This window comes from Candidatus Accumulibacter contiguus, assembly GCF_036625285.1.
Lineage (GTDB): Bacteria > Pseudomonadota > Gammaproteobacteria > Burkholderiales > Rhodocyclaceae > Accumulibacter > Accumulibacter contiguus.
Genome location: NZ_JAZKUC010000001.1, coordinates 429,032 through 450,711, shown reverse-complemented (window position 1 = coordinate 450,711; position 21,680 = coordinate 429,032). Strand labels below are relative to the sequence as shown.

Here is a 21,680-nt window from a genome sequence, read left to right as displayed (position 1 = left end):
ATCAATATTTGAGGGAAAAAAATGCATCAATTCCATCGACTCTTTCCGGTGCTCTTCGCGTCTCTCACACTTGCCCAAAGCATTTCATTGGTAAATGCGCAAGAACAACCCAAGAGTGCTACTGATTCAACCAAAGTGGCGAATGCTCGACTTCTCAACGAATTGCCTTTCTCCGACAAGACGTCGTTCGAGTTGGCGCACAAAGGTTTCATTGCGCCGTTACCTCAGGAAATGCTCAAGGGCGCAGAGGGAAATCCTGTCTGGAACCCGAAACAATACGACTTCATCAAGGAAGGCTCGGCCACTCCCGATACCGTCAACCCAAGCCTGTGGCGTCAATCGCAACTGATCAATATTTCAGGCCTCTTCGAAGTGGTCCCCGGCATCTACCAGGTCCGCAATCAGGATCTTTCCAACATGACGATCGTCGAGGGCAAGTCGGGCATCACCATTTTCGATCCGCTGATCTCGACCGAAACCGCAAAGCGGGCGCTTGAGCTTTACTACCAACATCGGCCGAAGAAGCCGGTCGTCGCCGTTGTCTATACGCATAGCCACGTTGACCACTATGGCGGGGTGCGCGGTGTAATCGACGAGGCTTCGGTCAAAGCGGGCAAGGTCAAGGTTTATGCGCCGGTCGGCTTCCTCGAGGCTGCAGTCGCCGAGAACGTGATGGCCGGAAACGCGATGAGTCGTCGGGCCAGCTACATGTATGGCAATCTTCTGCCGCCAAGCACCACGGGTCAGGTAGGTGCCGGCCTCGGCACCACGACTTCCGCAGGTACCGTCACGCTGATTCCGCCGACGGAAATCATTTCCAAGACGGGCGAAACTCGCGTCATCGACGGGCTGACCTATGAGTTCCTGTTCGCACCAAACACCGAAGCCCCCTCCGAGATGCTGTTCTACATCAAGGAGAAGAAGGCCATCAATGCCGCCGAAGATGCGACCCACACACTGCACAACACATACTCGTTGCGAGGAGCCAAGATCCGCGACCCGCTAGCTTGGTCCAAGTATCTGAACGAAGCTCTGGGAATGTGGGGCGACAAGGCAGAGGTCGTCTTCTCCATGCACCACTGGCCGGTATGGGGTCAAAAGGCACTCGTCGAGCATATTAGCCTCCAGCGTGATATGTATCGTTACATCAATGACCAGACGCTGCGGCTGGCCAACCACGGGGAGACGATGGTCGAGATTGCCGAGCAAATCCAGTTGCCTAAGGCTGTTGGAACACGCTTCTCGAATCGCGGCTACTACGGATCGTTGAATCACGACGTAAAGGCTACGTATGTTCTTTACCTGGGTTGGTTTATCGGCAATCCAGCCACCTTGCACGTGCTGCCGCCAGTCGAATCCTCAAAACGCTATGTGGAAATGATGGGCGGTACAGACGCGTTGCTTAAGATGGCAAAGACGTACTATGACAAGGGCGATTACCGCTGGGTTGCGGAGGTGGTGAACCACGCGGTTTTTGCCGACCCCACCAACAAGGCAGCGAAGGAGCTTCAGGCAGATGCACTTGAGCAGCTTGGGTACCAGGCTGAGAGTGGGCCGTGGCGCAACTTCTATCTCACCGGTGCCAAAGAGCTACGCGAAGGTGTGGCTAAACTCCCCGCACCGAATACCTCTAGCCCCGACACCTTGCGGGCAATGAGTCTTGACCTGTTCTTCGATTACCTAGCTATGCGCCTGAACGGACCAAAAGCTGATGGCAAGCGGATCGTTCTGAACTTCGATTTCACCGATGTTAAAGAGCGCTACGTTCTTGAAATGGTCAATGGTGTTTTGAACCATACGCCGGGTTTGCAGGCGAAAGATGCAGATGCAACCCTTACGCTTTCTCGGGAAGCGCTCAATCAGATCGTACTCAAGCAAACCACACTCAAGAGCGCAATGTCAGCAGGTAGCGTGAAGCTCTCGGGCAGCGAAGCCAAACTGGACGAATTGCTTTCCTACCTCGACAACTTTGAGTTCTGGTTCAACATCGTTACTCCCTAAGCGGGCAACGTGAGGAAATCATGATGCGCTACATGCCGTTGATCACAAGGCATGTGGGCCACCGGATGGGATTGCCATGCTTCCCATCCATCCACCTACAAGGAGAATGAAGTGACACTGACCAAACCCGCTTTAGCGCTGATGGCGTTTACTTTGGCCGCGTCTGTCTTGTATGCGCAGACGGCTCAACCGGTAAGCGTTGGCCAGGCCGCAGTCGTTGCCATCGATCCGGCTGCGATGCAGGCGCTCAAGGACATGGGTAGCGATCTGCAGGCCCTGAAGCGCTTCAAGGTTGCCACTGAACTCACCGGGGAGCGGGTTCTGGCCGATGGACAAAAATTGCAGCATTCGGCCTCTGCCGTACTGTACGCCGACCGGCCAAACAAAATGCGTGCGCGGATGATCAGTGCACGGAACGAGCGCGAACTGGTGTATGACGGCACGACTGTGACGCTCTATGCTCCGGCCCAGAAATCGTATTCGACAACTACTTTTTCCGGAACGCTGGACGAACTTGTCAACCGCCTGGAGCAACGCTATGGGATTGACGTGCCGCTGTCCGACCTATTTTCCTGGGGCACGCCGCTCGCGCCACTCGACAAGATCGAATCGGCGATGAATGCCGGGCAGGACTTTATCGGTGACGATCTGTGCGATCACTACGCTTTCCGTCAGGGCAACATCGATTGGCAGGTGTGGATTTCTGTCGGTACCAGGAAGCTGCCGCGAAAACTGGTCATTACCAACCGGGCCGATGAGGCACGCCCGCAGTCGATTTCCTTGATCGAGTGGCAACTCAAGCCGACGTTCTCTGCATCGACTTTCAAATTCACCCCGCCCAAGGGCAGCACGGCAGTTGAACTCCGCGTGCTTGATCAAAAATAAAGGAGCGCCAACATGAGCAAATCATACAAAAAGCTGTTTGCTGCACCGCTGGCGGCGCTTGTTCTTTCCAGTTTCGTCATGACACCTATCGCCGAAGCACGAGGCGGCGGCTTTGGCGGTGGCGGTCATGCCGGTGCCCGCGCTGGTGGCATGGCCCATGGTGGCGAGCGCCAAATCGACAACAGCCGGCGCGATGTACGTGCATCCAATGTTCGCAGCACCAGCGTTACCAACGTCAATCGGAACGTCAACGTTAACCGGAACGTCAACGTCGATGTGGACCGCCATGGCGGATGCTGCGGCGGTTGGGACAACGGTTATTATCACCCGGTGGCGACGGCAGCAGCAGTGACCGCGACGGTTGCGGTAACCGCCGCCGTGGTCGGTTCTATCGTCCGGACCATACCACCCAACTGCGTGCCAGTGAACTACGGTGGAATCATTTACCAGCAATGTGGCACCACCTGGTACCAGCCTCAGGGCGGTCAGTATATCGTAATTAATCCGCCATACTGAGCTTTCGGCGCGGCGTGCGCTAGCCGGGCCGCCGACGATCCTGTTTTTGCCTGTCTTTCCGGGTTGACCGCGACAAAGGGGTGAGCAATAAAATGCCTCAGCCATTTTGAGTATTTCGTAAATCAAGAAACGCCAAGCGCAAGTTGGCTTACGGGCCGCAGTCAAAGAGTTGCACCTTCAGCGACGCGCTCATGGCGGAAGCCAACCAGCGCGGCTGGAATGTTATTGGCATGAAGAACGACTGGAAGACGGTATTCGCCTTCCAAAACAGGAACCCGCGATGAATGCCAATGGCGCTTTCAAAGTATCTGTCACAGCAATTGACAAGGAAATCACCATGAATATTTGTTCGGATGGACCGGCCGCTGCGCTTTCCGGCTTCTCCCCCGCCAGAGTAGTTGTCTGCGCCCTGCTTAGCCTCAGCATGCTGGCGCCGGCCCATGCCGAAATGAGCGCCGAGGAACTGGCCAAACTAGCCCAGAACCCGGTGGGAAACCTGATCAGCGTTCCGTTCCAGAACAATACCAACCTCAACTTCGGGCCTGAGAAGAAAACGCAGAACATCCTCAACATCCAGCCGGTCATCCCGATCTCGGTCAATGACGACTGGAACATCATCACGCGCACCATCGTTCCGGTGATCTCGATGCCCGGGCTTTACCCGGGTGACGACCGCACCAACGGCATCGGCGACACCGTGCTGACAGCCTTTGTTTCGCCGGCCAAGCCCGGGAGCTGGATCTGGGGGGTCGGGCCGGTTGCGCAGATTCCTACCAACACCGACAACGAACTCGGCAACAAGAACTGGGGCCTCGGTCCGTCTGTCGTCGTCTTGCACCTCGAAAAGGGGAGCCCGTGGGTCTATGGCGCGCTAGTCAACAACATCTGGTCGCTATCCGGCGACAAGCAGGGCGGCTCGTACAACAACGGGATGATCCAGCCCTTCGTCAATTACAACTTCCCGGGGGGCTTATATGTGGTCAGTGCTCCGATCATCACGGCTAACTGGAGGGCGGAGGACAGCCAACGGTGGACAGTGCCTGTGGGCGGTGGCGTAGGGAAGATATTCCACCTTGGAAAATTGCCGGTGAATGCGCAGCTGTCGGCCTACTACAACGTGGTTACCCCGGACGATGGGGCGAACTGGCAAATTCGGGCGCAGGTACAGTTCATGTTTCCCAAATAGGTGTGCACGCCCCCCCATGGTGGTGGAGCGGCGAACCGGCCAAGTTTGGCCGGTTTGAAGTCAGGATTTGCGCCGCTCGGCCAAAGCAACGTTTTTGCATCCGGGCTTTCCTGGGAAGCCGACGCCGCAGGCAAGACCATTGGTGGGCAAAGCGGTGGAAATGCCATTCCTCACGCGAAGTACTACACGCTGACAAAGAATGGCCTCCAGATTGGTGGCGCTGTGGCGGGAGCGAAGTTTTGGAAGGACGAAGCGCTCAACTGAAGTTTACACAACCTGGGTCGGGAGTTCGCGTTCGCCCGATAGGAAAGCTGCCGTTCGTTGTCGTTTGCGGTTGAACGGCAGTTAACCAACTCTTTCCTGCCCGACACCACGCCCCAGGCCAACGGCGGCATTGGCCGAGAAGCCGACCGTCGACACGGTTGGCATGAAGGTCGTTTCCTGGCCGGTTCCCGACCGACACCATCCTACACCTGCTGACTGCTTTCCGGAGCATACCGCTCGGTCAGGAGCGGAAATTGACATCCCTCCAGCCGACTGACCGGTTATGGTTGATTGTTCAGGGTCAGCGTCGGCTTTGGAGAAGAATCTCCGCCGTCCGCTTCTGGCCGAAAGTTGCCATCCAGCCATTTTACCCACCGTCGACTTGGTATCTGTCCAGAAATAACTTGTACAACTTATACGAGTAGGCGACGATCTCGTCATGAGTAATGACGAGCTAGTTGAAACGATCCGTAAGAAGTTCGAGCGCGTGTCCACGGTTTTGGATGAGCGGGGGCGTCGTGTGTGGGCGTTGGCGGAAGCCGAGGCGCTCGGTTACGGCGGACAAAGCATCGTCGCTAAAGCCACGGGGCTATCGCGAATGACGCTGTATTCGGAAAAATGCGGTCATGCCCAGGACGACCCGGCGGGTTCTCGTAGACACGTCCGAAAAGCAGGGGGTGGACGCAAGAAGCTGATCGAGCACGAGCCGACATTGCTCTCGGCGCTGGAAAGATTGGTGGAACCGACCACCCGGGGAGACCCTGAGAATCCTTTACGGTGGACCTGTCTGAGTACCCGTCAACTGGCGGCGGCCCTTGAACAACAAGGCCACCGGATTGGTCGTCAGACCGTAGGAACGCCTACGAAATAACTTCCCGTTTTGACTGTGCGCTCGGGCATGCCACTTGCTTGCTTGGTTGTTCTGAAAACAGCAAAGGGAATGCAGCGTGGGCTATTACCGGGAAGACGTAGAGCGGCGCATGAAGGAATTCTATCGGCGACTATCGGAAAAGGATCGTCGCCGGTACGCGGCGGTGGAGTCTGACAAGTTGGGGCATGGGGGCCAGCAGTACATCGCGCAGTTGTTTGAGATCGATAGCAAGACGATCCGACAAGGACTGGCCGACCTGGACATAGCGGAAGAGGCGACGGGGGATAAGCTCCGAAAAAAGGCGGTGGGCGGAAGCGTAAGCTCGACCTGACGCCCGAATTATCGACGACGTTTCTGGACGTCGTTCGAGAGCATACGGCGGGCTGTCCGCAGCACGCCATTCGTTGGACCCATCTGCGCCAGCCGGAGATTGCCCGGCGCATTAGCGCGACGGGAACCCCGGTCAGTTGCCGGATTGTTCGCCAGTTGCTGAAGCAGCATGGCTTTGTTCGCCGTCAGGCGCAGAAGAAGACGTCGTTCAAGCAGCACCCTGAGCGCAACCCGCAGTTTGAAAACATCACAGCGCTCAAGGCCGCGTACCTGGCGGCTGGTCAGCCCGTACTCTCCATGGACACCAAGAAGAAAGAGATGCTCGGCAATTTTTACCGGAACGGCACGCTTTACACCCGAGAGACCCTGGCCGTGCTGGATCATGACTTTCCCAGCTATAGCGAAGGCAAAGTCGTACCGCATGGCTTGTACGACATCGGTTTGAACAAAGCCCATGTCAATCTGGGCACGAGTCATGACACCACGCAGTTCGCGTGTGACAGCGTGGAACGTTGGTGGTCTTTGCACGGACGTCACGATCATCCCAATGCCGATAAGATATTGATTCTGTGCGATGGCGGTGGCAGCAACCCCTCACGCTCGCCGTTGTTTCAGCAGGACTTGCAAGCGCTTGCCAATCGGCTCAAGCTGGAAATTCGGATCGCCCACTTCCCGCCGTATTGCTCCAAGCACAATCCGATTGAGCACCGCGTCTTCCCCCATGTCACGCGCGCTTGCGAAGGCGTCGTATTTGAAAGCGTGCCTCTGGTCAAACAACTGATCGAGCGTACCCAGACTCGAACTGGACTTCAGGTCACCGTCGATATTATCGATCGCGTCTACGAAACCGGACGGAAAGCGGCGCTTGATCTCAAGGCATCCCTGCGCATCGTCGCCGATGCACTACTGCCCCCATGGAATTACACCATCCTGCCAAATTCAACAGCATAAAACCGGGAAGTTATTTCGTGGGCGTTCCGTAGCGGTTTTGCTGGATAAGTTGGGCTATAGCCTTCAGGGAAATCAAAAGACCAAGGAAGGCACCGTCCATCCGGACCGGGATGCTCAATTCCGTTACATTCACGGTCGAGTCGAGGATTTCCAACGACGGGGACAGCCTGTGGTTTCAGTCGATACCAAGAAAAAGGAACTCGTCGGGGACTTCAAAAATGGAGGCCGAGAGTGGCGCCCCAAAGGAAACCCCGAACCGGTTCGCGTTCATGACTTTATCGACAAGACCCTAGGCAAAGTGAATCCCTATGGCGTCTATGATCCAACGGCAAACACCGGTTGGGTTAGCGTTGGGGTCGATCATGACACCGCCGAGTTTGCGGTGGAAACGTTACGACGGTGGTGGGAAAAGATGGGACGAATTCGTTATCCCGGGGCTACCGAACTGTTGGTGACTGCGGATGGTGGTGGCAGCAATGGGGCGAGAGTACGGTTATGGAAGGTCGCTTTACAGCGTCTGGCCGACCAAACCGGCCTATGCATCTCGATCTGCCATTTTCCACCGGGAACTAGCAAATGGAATAAGATCGGTAACTACTCAGGGCGACCACGCCGAAGCTCAAGCGAGGCGAGGCTGAGGGGGCTGGCCCTGGAAAGTGAGGATCAGGGCGTGGAAGAGATTGGCGCCCTGCTTGTGCATGGTTGCGAGATACGAGTGAATGATGCAGTAGGCATCGGCCCCCTTCTTGGTCCGGAAGCCGCCGGAGACTTTCTGTTTGACCTTGGACATGCGCACGGCTTGCTCGGCCAGGTTGTTGGTGAACGGAACGCCGGGATCCGTGGCAAAGCGCCAGACATCGTCGGTGTAGGTGCGCAAGCGCAGGAGGAGGTTCGTCGCCTTGCTTTGCCGGGGACGCCCGCGTTTGCCCGAGGGTGGAGCCCGGGGATTGAGGGCTTCCCCTTCACTGAGAATGTCGGCGTAGCGGGACAGGAAGAACGCCCGGCGGGATTCCGGCAGCGGCGCGCCGGTCTGACCGACCTCATGACAGGCCGTCCGCAGGAGATCGATCATGCGGCCGGCCCAGGCTTGCCCGAGATCCTCAAAGAGGTAGGTCAGCTCGCGCAAGTGATGGGCATTGCACAGACCGTGCTTGCAGAGGAGGTCACGATAAGGCTTCCAGCCATCGTGAATGAGGGTGCCCAGGAAGCCGGGCAGAATTCCCAGGGCATCGAACGCCTGCTTGCCGCGTTTCGCATGGCAGGCGACCCAGGTCAGCAGCGTGGTCGCCAGGACGTGCATCCAGTGCAGCGAGCCGGCGACACGCAGCCCGGTCTCATCGGCGTGCGCGACATCGGCGACTTGAAGGGCCTGGCCGATGGTGCTCACCGTCGGCGTCAGCCGGACCCCGGCCTCCTGTGAGGCGGCGAGTACCGTGGCTTCGGCCATCGGCAGTCCGAAGAAATCGTCCATCAGCTCCGACGTGCGTTGCACCGGCATCATGTGGTGTTGCGTCAGATGCACCGCTGCCGCCAACGCCGCCGGCCCGTACTGGAGCGGCGAAGAAACGCCTTCCGGGAACTCGCCACGGCACACCTCGCCGCAGGCGCAGGTCACCGCCCAAACTTGATGCTCGGTGACCTCAAAGCGCAACGGCGGCAGATCGAACACCTGCCGGCTCTCGGCCATCGTCGCTTCCCCCAGGGGGCCTTGGCACGCGTGGCAGTGGGCCGCGGGCAAATGCACGACGACTCGATCCGGCTTTTCTACCTTCTGGAGCGTGTGTCCAGTATGCCCCGGCTGTCCGCCATTCGGGTGCTGCCCCGGTTTGCGCAGCGAACGGGGCTTGGCCGGCAGCTTGGCCAGCCCATCCGAGGACGGTGGTTTGCTCGAATTGTGGCTATTCTTGGCCCCTCGACCTTCCAGTTCCTGCACCTTCGCCTGCAGCTTCTCCACTTCTCCCCTCAACTGCCGCACCAGCGCACGTAAGGGCCAAAGCTCGCGGATCAGATCATCCTTCTCGGCAACACTCAGTCGTTCAAGGTCGGGAATCTCGTCCATGCCCACTCACCTGTACGAAGCCTATCCATTGCGAGGTCAATGCTGGGTTCTCTTGAAAGCTTGGACGTTCGCTCTGAGCAAAAATTCCAGTACCTGAGCGTCGCCACGCTTCAGCCTGTCCGCTTGGCGGAGGACTCCTGAGTAGTTACTAAGATCGGCTTCCCACTTAAGCCGGGACAATCTCTAACTTCAATGGGTTATGCACAACCCGGTGGCGGGACTTCCTCGGTAAGGGAAGTTCCCCCATCTGGTTGAGCAGCCAATCGAAAAGATCAGGGAAAGAGGTGCTAAACAGACGTTCGGCTGCGATAGTGCCGTCACTACGTCTCACCCCATAGTTGTGGATAACCGTTAGCGCAGCCAGGCGGCATTTCGTCAGACCTCGCCCGTTATGATACAACTGGGACAAGCGGCCATTGCGCCCTTCGACGGCGGAGGAGCTGCGATGGAACTGTCGCACCATCCATTCCCCCCATTCTAGCCAGCGCTGCAACTCACTCTCGGAGAATCCCGAATGGAACGGGTCTGCTTTCCAGGCCTCTAATGCTCGCTGCCAAGCCTCCTGATACCGTTTCCGGTGAACCCTGTTTTGCGTTTTCCGCATTTGGTAGTGCCAATAGAGTACGGGCAACAGCTTGCTCGTCAGCCATTGCCGAGTCGCTTCATCCAGAGACCAGCCCAGCAGGATTTCTTCTACCCAAAGCCACCAAAAGCTGACGTGACTCGATAAGGCGCCGATCTGGGCACGGAACTTCTTCAGGGCGGAACGGGTATCCTGGATCCCTTGTTGCGCCGCCAGAGTTTCCAGGGCCTGTGCTCGCGTTTCCAGTCCTGCCACTACGCTCTCCGCCGTCGTGCGAGTATTCTCCTCCAGGGAGAAGGGATGGATTTCCTCGGCGATTCCCAGCAACTGCTTCTGGTACTCTTGCTGCGCCTGTTCCACTTGCGCGCGGGCTTCCCAGGCACAGGCCTGTTGTGCCGCCAAAGCCGCCTTTTCCTCGGTACTGGCTCCGCGCGACGGCTGATCAAGGGCCTTCTGGGCCAGTTCGCAGCACTGATCCGCCTTGGCTTTTCGACGTCCCAAGGCCGGTGACAACCAGCGACTGAGGCCATATTGCTCGTGGAACGTATCCGCGCCCGAGGTACACTCAAAGCCTGTGACCGCTAATTTGATCAGGGCCTTCGCCCGGTCACTGATGGCGTGGTTGACTTCGATACCCAGTGCTTCCAGGCGCGGGGTCACCTGGGCAAACCAGGTATCGAAACCCCGGTCCTTCTGAATCGACTCCAGCAATAGGTAGCCCGAGGACAAATCCATCAGCACCAAGATCAGAATCTCCCCAAAGAACGTCTCATCCGCGGCCACCACCGCTTGGCGTGTCCGCGTCGGTACCGAGGCTTCACACTGTTGCTGAAACAGGGGCAACAGCGCTTCCATCCGGCTGAGTTGGGTCTGCAAGGCGCTGGGAGACACCCCCACATGGGTATGAAGGCGGATCAATTGGAAGAAATCCGACAAGGCACCCGCCCCCACATGATGTTGCAGCCCGAACGTGTACAGCACAGCAAATACCAGCAATCTCAGCCATGCCTCCCCCTCTTCGGTTTCCCAAAACCCCGATTCAGGATGTCGGTTCCTACGGGCTTGCGCTTGCAGGTGGCGATGAACACTGCTTTTCGGGCGATGAATTAATTCCCCCACTGCACGCAGGCTTCGTTTTCCCTGGTCTGTAAGTGCGGCAAAAATGACGCGGCTGGTTGTCCGTATGGCTTGAGTCGTAGAGTTTTTTTGTCATAAAACTGATGATACAGGAGATGCGGCAACCAGTTCCCATCTCCTCAGCTCCCTTCATCCTCAGACTCTATCGGTAGCATGACTGTCCCGCTTTAAGTGGGAAGCCCTAAGATCGAACATCGGATGTTCAGCTACATCAGTATGAATTGGCGAGGAAAGCCTCTGGTCAGCCATGAGGTCATCGTCAATTTGATTGCTGCCACCACCACACAAGCAGGCCTAAAAATTGAGGCGGAGATGGATACCAACACCTACGCGAAAGGCATACACGTGACTGATGATGAACTCGATAAAGTTCACATAGAACGCTCCGAGTTTCATGGTGAATGGAACTACACCATCCGGCCATCGGTTTGAACTTGTACAACTTATTTCTGGACAGATACTTGGCTGGCGCGCCGTATTTACCATGACATTCGGGCTATCCGCACTCTGATCCAACCAACCGTGGATTGCACAAAACCCAGGACCATCACCTTGGTTCGCGATGGGCCGACGACGTGCGTGCCTTCCGGGCCGCACTGGAAACCCGCTGGTGCGTTGGTGATACCATCCAGAACCTGCACACCCGCGTTTCGCAACTGGAAGATGCCATCCGTACCGCCAGCACGCTGGAAACCCAGCGCCTCACCTATATTCTCACGACCATCGTCTTGTGGCTAGGGTGCTTCGATGAAAGACCGCTATGCTCGCGAAGTCATCAACGGGTTCCCGTATCCCGTGGCAGCCATGTTCGTCAGGTTGCGTACCGACGAATGCCTGGACCCCGGCCCGAACCGGCTGCGCTATCTGTTGAGCACCGGTGAAGCCATCACGCGTTTCCTCGGAGTCGTGAACCTGTGCCAGGCGCGGGACTTTGCCGAATCGACCGGGCACGTTCCGCCGCACGCGCTGCGCGCCGATTTCCGGCTGCGCTTCGAGCGCATCGCCTGGGGAACCTGGCTGCACCTGGCTCGGGAAAGTCTGCGCTGGCTGCTGACAGAACCGCAGGAAATGGTTCTGATCCCTGAAATGGGACGCTTCTTTTTCGATCCCCCGCCGGCCGACAGCCGGGCGGTGAAGGCGCTCGGCGAACTGCTCACCTTGCGCAACGGACTCAGCCACGACAAGATCAAGGTCATGCACGCCCATGAATTCCAGGATCTCTGCGGTCGCGCACAGGAGCACCTGGAAACCGTACTGGAAGCACTGGAGTTTCTGCTGGATTATGAATTGACCTTCATCAGCGAAATCGACGTCGAGAAACGCCGCCGGCACGAGCCTGTCTTCCGCCACCGCCTGATGAAGCTGATCGGCAATTCGGGCGATTTCGAAGGCGACCGCAACAAGCAGACCTTCCCCCTCGATTCCCATGCCGTGATCCTCAGCCATCGCGAGAGCGGTCGCCATCTCAACCTGGATCCGCTGCTGGTGTATGAAGCGAAGGCCGGCAAGGCACCCGATATTTTCTTCTACAACGGGATGAAAAACCCCGATCAGGCCGGGGTGCGAACGAAAGTGTTGGGCGAGTCCCGCTCTGATAATTGTCAGCGACGTGAGCAAACGTAAGGAAATTAGCGGAGAGTTGCGATAGAGTAGGGAACCCATCCACGGAGAGAAGCCATGCCTAAGATTTCCCACATCGAACCTTGCGATTCCAGAGACTTGGTGGCCCGTTTGGAGGCTAATCCAAAGATACTGGCGAAAGTGCTAGAGATGCTGGAGTTGGTGGAGAACGCCGAAGGGGATCTGCGTCGGGCCGATGAAGCCGAGCGCCGCGTGATAGAAATTCTCCGCGGGACGGGCCAGGAGATTCTGACGGGATGGGCCGAGCAGGTTGCTGAGGCGGTGACAGCCGAGGTGCGGGCCGCTGAGCCGGTCGTGGTACACGCGAAAAAAAAGTTCTCTGGTATACGACATACGGCTCGGTCATGGTGGAGGAGGAATGCTTTCTCCACAAAGAAACAAACCGGCTGCTTCGTCCTTTTTCAGAAGCTGCCGGTGTCCGTTGCCGGAGCCATTCTCTGCCACTGGAGCGCGCCGTGACGGACTTGGGCGCCGACCTTCCCTTTGGACAGGTTGCGGCAAAAATCAAGGAGCACTACGGTGTTGACTTGGCGGTCAGTGCGCCCCGGACGCTCACCGAACGGGTGGCCTGTGAATTAACGGAGGCAGATTGCCTGCCGGTGGCGGGCCCATCGAACACCGCGAAGAGGCTGATTGTGGAGACGGACGGCGGAATGGTGCCCCTTGTCGAGACCGTGGAGGGCGCTGCGGACGCCCGCAAGGGGAAGCGCACGCACTGGCGAGAAGCGAAGGTCTGTATCGCACAGCGGCAGGGCGAGGCCGTTCCCAAGGCCGGCGTGACGATGGAGGGTCCCCGGGAAGCGGGGGCCATCCTGAAGCGGCTGGTCGATGCGCTGGGATTTGGCCCCAAGACCCAGGTTCACTGTGTTGGCGACGGGGCGGCTTGGATAAGCAGCCAAATCGAGGAACTGTTCGGTACTCAGGGGACCTTCCTGGTCGACTTGTTCCACGTCTGCGAATATCTGACCCCAGCCAGCAAGGTCTGCGCGCCGGATTCTGCCCAGGATTGGGTGGCCTCCCAGAAGGCGCGATTCCTGCTGGGACAGGCCCGCGAGGTGGTTGCAGAGATGAAACTGCACCTCGAACCTGCATCGGTCGATGACCCGCAGGCTCCGGTGCGCGTCGCCTGGCGCTATTTCTCCAACCGACTCGACCAGTTGGACTACCCCCGCGCACTTGCGCTGAATCTGCCCGTCGGCTCTGGCGAGGTCGAGAGTTCTCATCGCTACCTCGTGCAGGCCCGCCTCAAGCGCCCAGGGGCTTGGTGGCGTGCGGACATGGCTCAAGCCATGATCAACCTGCGTGTCATGCGACATAACCAGCTGTGGGAAACCTATTGGGAAAAGCGCTGGGCGGAGCCTCTACGCAGAGCGGCTTAAAACCGAGACTCCCCGTCCAACACTTTCGTTCGCACCCATCAGGCCGAGTACGCGGCCTGCAAGCATGGCGGAAATTTTCGCGGCGGAGATTCCGAGCGGGCCGCCAATCTGGCGGAGGAACTGAGCATCCTGTTGCAGATGTTTGGCGACACCACAGCCGCGCCATCAGCGCTGGTCTGAGGAGCCACGATGGATGAGCAAGAAAGCCTGGACACCCTGTTTGCTGGGGTAGGTGCGGCAACGGAGCAGCAGCGTTCCCCCTTCAAGTTTCTCGATGCCTACGGCGTGGGGGATCGCAGCCTGTTTTTCGGGCGCGACAACGAAATCCACGATTTGTACGCCCGTTTCTATCATAGCCGGGTGCTGCTGGTTTATGGGGAATCGGGTACCGGCAAGACTTCGCTGATCGAATGTGGCCTGCGCAGCGAAATCCCTGCCGAAGAGGCATTGTTCGTCACGGTGCGCACCGCGCAGGATCCCTTCGAGGCCGTGCGGCGGGCCTTGCAACGGGTGTTGGGGAACGCACCGGAATGGGAAATCGGCGCACTGCTGCGCGCGGTCGTCGAGCAAAAGAGCAAGATCCTGGTCCTGGTGTTCGATCAGTTCGAGGAATTCTTCCTGTTCCAGCCCGCCAGTGTTCGCCAGGCTTTCGCGCGTGCGGTGCAGGGCTGGCTGGAACAGGAAGGGAACTGCCGATTGGTGATCGGCCTGCGGGAAGAATATCTGGCGCGGGCGAGTGAACTGGAACCTTACTGGCCAGACTTGTTCCACAATCGTCTATGGATTCGCCACCTCGCCAGAAGTGACGCCGCAGCCGCGATTGTCGGGCCTTGTGAGGTCTGCGATGTTGCCCTGGAAGAGGGCCTGGTTTCGCACATCCTCGCCGACCTGAGCGGCGGCGGCAGCGAGGTGGAATTGCCGGTCTTCCAGGTGGTGTTCGATTCACTCTATCGAAAAGCGCTGCTTGAGGCCCCGGAACATCCCCGCCTGACACTCGGCGCATACCGGGAATTGGGCCAGGTGCAGACCATCCTGGGCCGCTTTCTCGAAGAGCGTGTCCAGAGTTATGGAGAAGGCAGCGAGCTTGCCCGCCAGATTCTCAAAGCTCTGGTGACCGCCGAGGGTACCCGCCAGTTCGGGAACCTTCAGAATATCGCCATCCGGGCCAGACAGTTCGGCCCGGAACTCACTGACGCCCAGCTTGCCGACTCCTTGCAGCGCCTGATCGGGGACCGGCTGGTCCGCGAAGACCCCGACCAGCACTGGTACGAATTGCGTCACGACGCCCTCGCCCAGCAGATCCGCCAGTGGATGAGCGGCCTGGAACAGGAACTGGTGGACCTGCGCCAGACCCTGGAAAACCGGCTGCTCGAATACCAGAGGCATGGTCGGCTGCTGGAAACCGATCTGCTGGCCACCCTCCCCCCCTACGAAAACCGCCTGGCCCTGCGCGGCGAACTGGCCGAACTGGTGGAACTCAGCAAGCGCCGGGCACGGCGACATAAACGCCTGCGTTTCCTGGCGGTCGCCACCGTCTTCACCATCGTCATGGTCTTCGCAGTGTTCAGTTTCGTCCAGTGGCAGGAAGCAAAACTCCAGAAGGCCCAGGCCGAGGCCAACTTCAAACGGGCCAGCGAAGCCGTGGACCACTTCTTTACCCAGGTCAGCGAATCAACCCTGCTCAACCAGCCTGGATCGGAGCCCCTGCGCCGGCAGCTCCTGGAAAAAGCGCTGAATTTCTACCAGGATCTCGCCAGACAACGGGCGGAAGATCCACAGATGCGAGCGGAACTGGCGGCGGCCACTTTTCGAACAGCAAAAATCCGGAACCTGTTGGGCGACCATCGCCATGCCGAAACCGCTTATCGCCAGGCCATTGCCGACTTTGCGGTGCTGGCCCGCAGCCATCCCGAGGTACCGGAGCATCAGAGCTATCTGGCAAGGAGCTACAACAACCTCGGTCTCCTGCTCAGCGACAGCGGTGATACGGTGGCGGCGCGGGTAGCGTACCAGAATGCACTGGACCTTCTGGAGCGGCTGGCACGAAACCATCCCGAGGTGCCGGAGTACCAGAGCAGACTGGCGCTGAGCGAGCACAATCTTGGCATTCTGCTCAGCGACGGCGGCGATGCGGCGGCGGCGCGCGCCGCGTACCAGAAAGCTCTGGACCTCCAGGAACGGCTGGCGCGAGACCATCCCGGCGTGCCGGAGTACCAGAACAACCTGGCGATGAGCTACAGCAGTCTCGGCGTCCTGCTCAGTGAAGGCGGCGATGCGGCGGCAGCGCGGGTGGCCTATCAGAAAGCCCTGGATCTGCGGGAACGACTGGCGCGAGACCATCCCGAGGTAGTCGAGTACCAGCACAAGCTGGCGATGAGCTACAACAACCTTGGCCTCCTGCTCAACGAAGGCGGCGATGCGACGGCGGCGCGCGCGGCGTACCAGAAAGCCCTGGACCTGCAGGAAGGGCTGGTCCGGGAGCATCCCGAGGTGCCGGAATATCGGAGCTACCTGGCTGAGAGCTACAACAATCTCGGTATCCTGCTCGGCGGCAGCGGTGGCGATGCGGCCGGGGCGCGGGTGCTGATCCTGAAGGCCTCCGAAATCTTCGCACGCCTGACCCGCGAATTTCCCAAGCAGGTGGCTTACCGGTCAGGTTGGGCAAGAGCGGAAGGAAATCTCGCCTGGACCGAACTGATTGCCCGGCAGCCACGGGAGGCCATTGCCAGTGCCAGTCGCGGCCTGGAAGCCGACCCGCAGCAGCTCTGGATACAGATCAATCTTGCGCATGGCTATCTGTTCGACAAGCACACTGCGCAGGCACTGGCCATCTATACGAAATACAAGGACAGCAAGCTGCCCGAAGGCAAGACCTTCGCCGAAGTCGTACTGGCGGATTTCAAGGTATTTCGGGCCAAGGGACTCCAGCATCGGGACATGGCCAGGATCGAACAAATCCTGCGCGGCTCGGGAGCGGGAAATCAGTGATCACAGTCATTCTTGGTTCCCGGAAATCGCTTCAAAAGAAATTGTAATTGAGCTGAAAGTTGATGCCCTTATCCTGAAGATTGCCGCCGTTGCTCCGGACAAAATTGGGATAGCTCAGGCGTTTGGCGAAGCTGAAATCCAGGCTGACGCCCTCCCAGCGCATGCGGGTGAGCAGACCCATCGAGGTCAGCGTATCGGCGGCTTCACTCTGGTTCTTGCCGCGGCCGTAGTCGTAGAACGGGACCAGCGACAGGTTGAATCCCTTGCCCGGATTGCGCACCAGCGGATAATCGAATTCGACATTCACGATGCTGCCGGTGTCTCGGATCATCTGGTTCTCGCGATAGCCGCGCACCGTATAGACGCCGCCGATCGACATCCGGTCAAGCGGCAACAGCCGATCCCGGGTCTGCTGAAGATTACCGATCAGGATCAACTGAGCGCCATTTTCCAGGACTCGCCGCGCATATTGCGCCTGGCCAAGCCAGATATTGTAGTGGCTGTCCGGTTGCGGCGTTCCTGCGGGAAGGCCGGCGATTTCCTGAGCATTGTTGCGGGCCAAAGTGAATGTCGAACGTAGCGCCAGCACCTGACTTTCGGACCGATAGGCGTATTCCTGCCAGAAACGCCAGGCCGACACCCGGGTGACCCCGTCGGGCTCTCCCGGGATGAACGAGAACCGCTGCCCCAACAGGGTCGTGCTGTTCTTCCTTTCGACGCGGTTGACCCCCAGGGTCAGCTTGTGCTGCAGCGTTTCGACAAAGACCTGACTGAGACCGAAATCCCGGGTGTCGAGGACGCTCTTGATATCCAGATCCTGCAAGGGGTCTTCGATCACCGTCGAGTCTTCATGTTCGAACTGAAAAGAAAACCGGGTGCCGGTCTGGTTCAAGGGCATCTGCCAGCCGACACTGTAACGGCCGTTGGCGCCACCCTGCGTGGAGTCCTGCACGCTGCCATTGAGCACGTCGCCCTGACCGGTCAGGTTTCGCACCCAGCCGCTGAGGCCATAAGCATTGGAACCGATCGAAGGTGGACGGTAGTTGTTGGCGAAAGCCGCGAGCTGGTACGGGCGCGCCCGCAGCACCTCGACGTCCAGAATCGCTTCGCCGAGGCGGGTGTCGGGGATCAGGCGGGCGTTCAGGCGTTCGAACAGCGGATCGTCGAGCAGCAACTGGAAACGTTCACGCAGGGTGTCGACGTTCAATGCGCCATCACTGCTCCTGGTGAGCCGCTGGCGGAGATAGTTTTCGTTCAGGCGCTCCAGGCCATGCAGGCGGACTTCGCTCAAGCGGCCCTCGACGATGTCGAAAGTGACGGTGTCGCCGTCGATGGCCTCCTTGCCCAGCAGGGCGCCGGAATTGATGTAGCCCCGATCGACGTAATGGCGGCTCAATTTCTGCCGCAGGTCTTCCAGTCCGGCCGCATCGAGCGGTCGGCCGGCATACGCCGCGGCGACCGCGTCGAGTTCGCTGGTCGGGATGACGCGATTGCCGCGAAAGAGGATTTTATGGATCCATACCGACTCGCCAGCCGCTCCCGGCGCAGGAATCGTTGGCTCCGGAGAAACCGGCGGCAATTGAAAGCCCTCAGCGGGTTTGCCCGGAAGGTATTCCGGACGCGTCGGTTCCTGGACGTTGAGATGGTCGATCGCCTCGGCCGCGAAGGCGGCTGACGGCAGCCCCATCAGCAGCCCGAACAGTGCGACCGGGATTGTCTTGACGCGCATAGGATTTCGCTTGGTCATGAACGGGCACACCCCCGTGAGGCGAAGGCCAGCCGCGGATCACCCGGCGAGGGCAGCAGCATGTCGCCAACGACCATCGTGTCTCCCCGGAGCGGGCCGAGCAGGTTGCGGGCAGAGGACGCCAAGCCGCCGCGGCCGGTTTGTACCAGCGAACTCCCGCCGGTGATCCGGCACGGGTTGTGTCCCAGTCCGCCGCTGTCGAGCAGTTGCACGTTGAATCCGGTCAGCGCGCCCGAGATATCCAGCAAGGGCGTGCTGATCTGGACCACCCCGCTCACTCCGGTCGGCGCGGCGGCCTGGATGACATTGAAGCTGAACACCCCCGGCTGGAAGGTGTAGGGTGTCTGCCCGCCGATGAACAGGGTGTCACCGCTCGGCACCAGCGCCTGCACGTCGACCTGCACATTGCCGCCGGAAGCATTCCTGGCAGCGGTATTGGCCTGGATGAAGCCGGTGTTCATGATCAGCGTATGCGCCTGGAGATGGATGTCGCCGCCATTGCCCGCAGCCCCCTGGACGGAGGTGCTGATCTGCGCGTTGTCCAGCAGGATCATGCCCTTGCCGCCGGTGATCTGGATCGAACCGCCGTTGCCCTGGTGGGCGCTGGTGGTGATGCCGCTGGTATCGAGAGAGAGGCGTTGGCCGAAATCGACCTGCACATGGCTCGCCGCGACATTGCCGGTCGATGAGGCGGTGATCTCGGCGTCCCTGAGGAGGATCGTCGGCGCGCTCACGGTCAGGAGGCCAGGCGTGACCACGGAAGGGTTGCCCACGGAAGCATCGTTCTGAATGGAAACCGTGCCGTGACTGGTGAGTGAGACACTGTCCCGGGCGGAAAGAAAAATCTGACCGGTTTGTCCGGAGGAACCGTAATACGCTCTGCTGAATATCCCGGAATTCCCGCCAGGGGAATTCTGACCATCGATTCTTACGTTCGCGGCAGAGACAGCGACCTTGCCCGCGCTGCCCGAAGTGAGCGTGGATGAACTGATCATCCCGCTGTTAGCGATTTCCAGGTTTCCCATCGCTTGCACATCCAGGCTTCCTGCATTGCCGGATCTGGCCAGATTTTCCAGGGTTCCATAGGCGGCGCTGAAGATGCCGAACAAGGTCCCTTCCCCGAAAATCCTGATGTCGCCAGCGGAAACACGGACGCTGCCCGCATTCCCTGACCCGTACGTCGAGGAATCAATTTCGCCACCATTACTGATCGTCAGGGTGTTCCTGGCATTGACCTGGACGTTGCCACCCAAACCTGTGGGGACGGGCGCCAGGACTTGCTGCGAGCTCGTACTCCGGATGCTGCCTTCGCCATCTACGGTGATCGTGTCGGCAGAGACCTTCACCGTGCCGGCATTACCCGTCGACCAGGTGGATGAATCGATCTGTCCGGCGTTGAGCACCGAAAGGGAACCGGCGACGATGATATCGATGTCGCCGGCGTTGCCCGCATTTCCGGTCAGCCCTGACAAAGGATAGTTGTTGCTGCTGATCCCTGTCGATGTCCGCGCTCGCATTCCGTCGATGACGAGCGTACCGGCCGATACCTTGACCGTGCCCGCATTGCCCAGCGACCAGGTAGACGAGTCGATCAATCCGCCATTCAGCACCGCCAGCGTGCCAGCAGTCGTTACCTCGATGGTGCCCGCACGGCCTGCGGGATTTGAAAGTGAACGACTGGCGCTACTGATGGCAGCGACACCATTTCCCTGGCCATCGAGGGTGATCGATCCGGCCGATACCTTGACCGTGCCCGCATTGCCCGACCACCAGGTGGACGAATTGATACTGCTCCCGTGGTCCTTGACGGAAAGGCTGCCGTTCGCCTGCACGTCGATGTTGCCGGCGTTTCCGGATAACTCCGCCTTGCTCAGGATCCCCGTTTCACCCGAGCCCTTGGAATCGATGACGATCGACCCGGCACTGACCATGATGTTTCCGGCAAGGCCGCTGGACCAGGACGACGAGTTGATTGTTGCAGCGTTGCTGATCGAGAGCTTGCCGCTGGCGAGAATCCGGATGTCGCCGGCGTCACCTCTGGATTCCGGTTTGGAATCGCTGAACAGGCCGGAACCGGTACCATCGATGGTGATGTTCCGCGCCGATACGGAAGCCGCTCCACCAGCGCCGGCGGCGTAGGTGGAGGTGTCAACCTGCCCGTCGTTCTTCAGCGTGATGTCGCCACTTGCCTTGATCCTGACGCTGCCGGCATTTCTTGCACTTTCCGTATAAGAGTAGAGACCGGTCTGCTCACCGCCACTTCCCCCATCTGCAGTCAGGGTACCGGTGGCGATCGAGATGTTGCCGGTGTGGTACGCGTCATCGCTCAGTGCCCATACATACCCTCCATTGAGGATGTCCAGATTGCCTCGGGCGATGGGCAATTCACCGGCAATGCGGGCTTCTCCGGCAATGCCGCCGAAGGCAACGATTCGAATGTCGCCGCCCTGACTGCCAATGCGCCCCTGGTCGATCTGCACATCTCCCCCGATCAGGCTCAGCGATTGCAAGGGTTTGGCCAGGATTCCGGCGCCCGCATTGACCGCAATGCTCGCCCGCGTCGTTCCAAGAAAACCAAAGGCTTCCGGCGCAGCGCTGGAGAAAGTGCTGGCGGTCGTGGTATCGGCATGGAAATTGCCGTCGGGAAACTTCAGATAGTTGGCGGTGCTGACGTACAAGGCCGCCGGCACATCGATGACCGCCCCGGCGCCGAAGGTCACTCCCGCCGGGTTGATGAAAAAGAAATTGGGAGCGCTGCCGGTACTCCCCGGATCGAGTTTCAGCAAGCCGCTGATCGTCGACAACTGCCCGCCGGTGACGCGCGAAATCACATTGCTGGCGGGGCCATTGATCGTGAACACCGCGCCGTCACCACTCCCCACGCTGAATTTCGAAAAACTATGGAAGACATTGCCACCCGCGCGCTGCCCGTAATTCTCGGGAATGGCGATGTTCTGGTAGCTTACCGAACCCCTGGTCACCGTCCCCGCAGGCGTCAATGCCGTCAGCGGGCCGGCCCCGATGCTGCCATCGCGGACGATGTTCGATGCCGCCTGCGCCGGCAACGCGCAGCAGGCCGCTGCGAGCAGTGCTATGACGAGCGGCCAATGAGGTTTATTACCGTGGGTGGCCATGGTTTTCC

The 21,680-nt window shown here is 59.3% G+C and carries 15 protein-coding genes and 3 pseudogenes; 14 read left to right on the top strand and 4 right to left on the bottom strand.

The window, feature by feature from the left end; genetic code table 11:
- Positions 1-21: 21 nt before the first annotated feature.
- The 9 genes and pseudogenes from V5B59_RS02180 to V5B59_RS02140 all read left to right on the top strand — a co-directional run.
- Positions 22-2,001, top strand: coding sequence for an alkyl/aryl-sulfatase (locus tag V5B59_RS02180; RefSeq protein WP_169072065.1), 1,980 nt, complete (start codon positions 22-24; stop codon positions 1,999-2,001).
- Between the two features lie 111 nt (positions 2,002-2,112).
- Positions 2,113-2,886, top strand: coding sequence for a DUF2092 domain-containing protein (locus V5B59_RS02175; protein ID WP_308240204.1), 774 nt, complete (start codon positions 2,113-2,115; stop codon positions 2,884-2,886).
- 12 nt (positions 2,887-2,898) lie between these two features.
- Complete coding sequence (locus V5B59_RS02170; protein WP_169072066.1) at positions 2,899-3,402, top strand: hypothetical protein; 504 nt, start codon at positions 2,899-2,901, stop codon at positions 3,400-3,402.
- Positions 3,403-3,682: 280 nt separating this feature from the next.
- Positions 3,683-4,588 carry a transporter gene (locus tag V5B59_RS02165; protein ID WP_248595094.1) on the top strand — a complete coding sequence of 302 codons (906 nt, stop codon included), beginning with the start codon at positions 3,683-3,685 and terminating at the stop codon, positions 4,586-4,588.
- Between the two features lie 45 nt (positions 4,589-4,633).
- On the top strand, positions 4,634-4,852 hold the full coding sequence (locus V5B59_RS02160; RefSeq protein ID WP_169072067.1) for a hypothetical protein: 219 nt from the start codon (positions 4,634-4,636) through the stop codon (positions 4,850-4,852).
- 439 nt (positions 4,853-5,291) lie between these two features.
- Positions 5,292-5,705, top strand: a pseudogene (locus V5B59_RS26460) (ISAzo13-like element transposase-related protein); the annotation flags it as partial.
- A 127-nt stretch (positions 5,706-5,832) separates the two neighbouring features.
- Positions 5,833-6,054, top strand: a complete 222-nt coding sequence (locus tag V5B59_RS02150; RefSeq protein ID WP_248594609.1) for a hypothetical protein — start codon at positions 5,833-5,835, stop codon at positions 6,052-6,054.
- Complete coding sequence (locus tag V5B59_RS02145) at positions 6,051-7,004, top strand: ISAzo13 family transposase (protein ID WP_332352159.1); 954 nt, start codon at positions 6,051-6,053, stop codon at positions 7,002-7,004. The genes V5B59_RS02150 and V5B59_RS02145 overlap by 4 nt, the downstream gene beginning before the upstream one ends.
- Before the next feature lie 22 nt (positions 7,005-7,026).
- A pseudogene (locus tag V5B59_RS02140) lies at positions 7,027-7,593 on the top strand (ISAzo13 family transposase); the annotation flags it as partial.
- Positions 7,594-7,623: 30 nt separating this feature from the next.
- Here V5B59_RS02140 and tnpC read toward each other — a convergent pair.
- Together tnpC and V5B59_RS02130 are read right to left on the bottom strand one after the other, a co-directional pair.
- Positions 7,624-9,063 (bottom strand): IS66 family transposase, encoded by a 1,440-nt coding sequence (gene tnpC / locus V5B59_RS02135; RefSeq protein WP_332351525.1) that lies wholly within the window; start codon positions 9,061-9,063, stop codon positions 7,624-7,626.
- 166 nt (positions 9,064-9,229) lie between these two features.
- Positions 9,230-10,765 (bottom strand): DUF6399 domain-containing protein, encoded by a 1,536-nt coding sequence (locus V5B59_RS02130; RefSeq protein WP_332351228.1) that lies wholly within the window; start codon positions 10,763-10,765, stop codon positions 9,230-9,232.
- A gap of 201 nt (positions 10,766-10,966) precedes the next feature.
- On the opposite strand from V5B59_RS02130, the pseudogene V5B59_RS02125 reads away from it, so the two are divergent.
- From V5B59_RS02125 to V5B59_RS02105, 5 genes and pseudogenes are all read left to right on the top strand, one after another.
- Positions 10,967-11,215, top strand: a pseudogene (locus V5B59_RS02125) (ISAzo13-like element transposase-related protein); the annotation flags it as partial.
- Between the two features lie 315 nt (positions 11,216-11,530).
- On the top strand, positions 11,531-12,406 hold the full coding sequence (locus V5B59_RS02120) for a hypothetical protein (protein WP_332351524.1): 876 nt from the start codon (positions 11,531-11,533) through the stop codon (positions 12,404-12,406).
- A 54-nt stretch (positions 12,407-12,460) separates the two neighbouring features.
- Positions 12,461-12,883, top strand: coding sequence for a hypothetical protein (locus V5B59_RS02115; RefSeq protein ID WP_034931510.1), 423 nt, complete (start codon positions 12,461-12,463; stop codon positions 12,881-12,883).
- Positions 12,880-13,803, top strand: coding sequence for a hypothetical protein (locus V5B59_RS02110; RefSeq protein WP_332351391.1), 924 nt, complete (start codon positions 12,880-12,882; stop codon positions 13,801-13,803). Before V5B59_RS02115 ends, V5B59_RS02110 begins: the two co-directional genes overlap by 4 nt.
- A 189-nt stretch (positions 13,804-13,992) precedes the next feature.
- Entirely contained in the window at positions 13,993-16,791 is a 2,799-nt protein-coding gene (locus V5B59_RS02105) for a tetratricopeptide repeat protein (protein WP_332351523.1), read from the top strand.
- 31 nt (positions 16,792-16,822) lie between these two features.
- Here V5B59_RS02105 and V5B59_RS02100 read toward each other — a convergent pair whose 3' ends face one another.
- A complete protein-coding gene (locus V5B59_RS02100; protein ID WP_169072129.1) occupies positions 16,823-18,520 on the bottom strand; it encodes a ShlB/FhaC/HecB family hemolysin secretion/activation protein in 1,698 nt (565 codons plus the stop codon).
- Between the two features lie 14 nt (positions 18,521-18,534).
- Positions 18,535-21,672, bottom strand: a complete 3,138-nt coding sequence (locus V5B59_RS02095) for a beta strand repeat-containing protein (protein ID WP_169072128.1) — start codon at positions 21,670-21,672, stop codon at positions 18,535-18,537.
- Positions 21,673-21,680 lie beyond the last annotated feature (8 nt).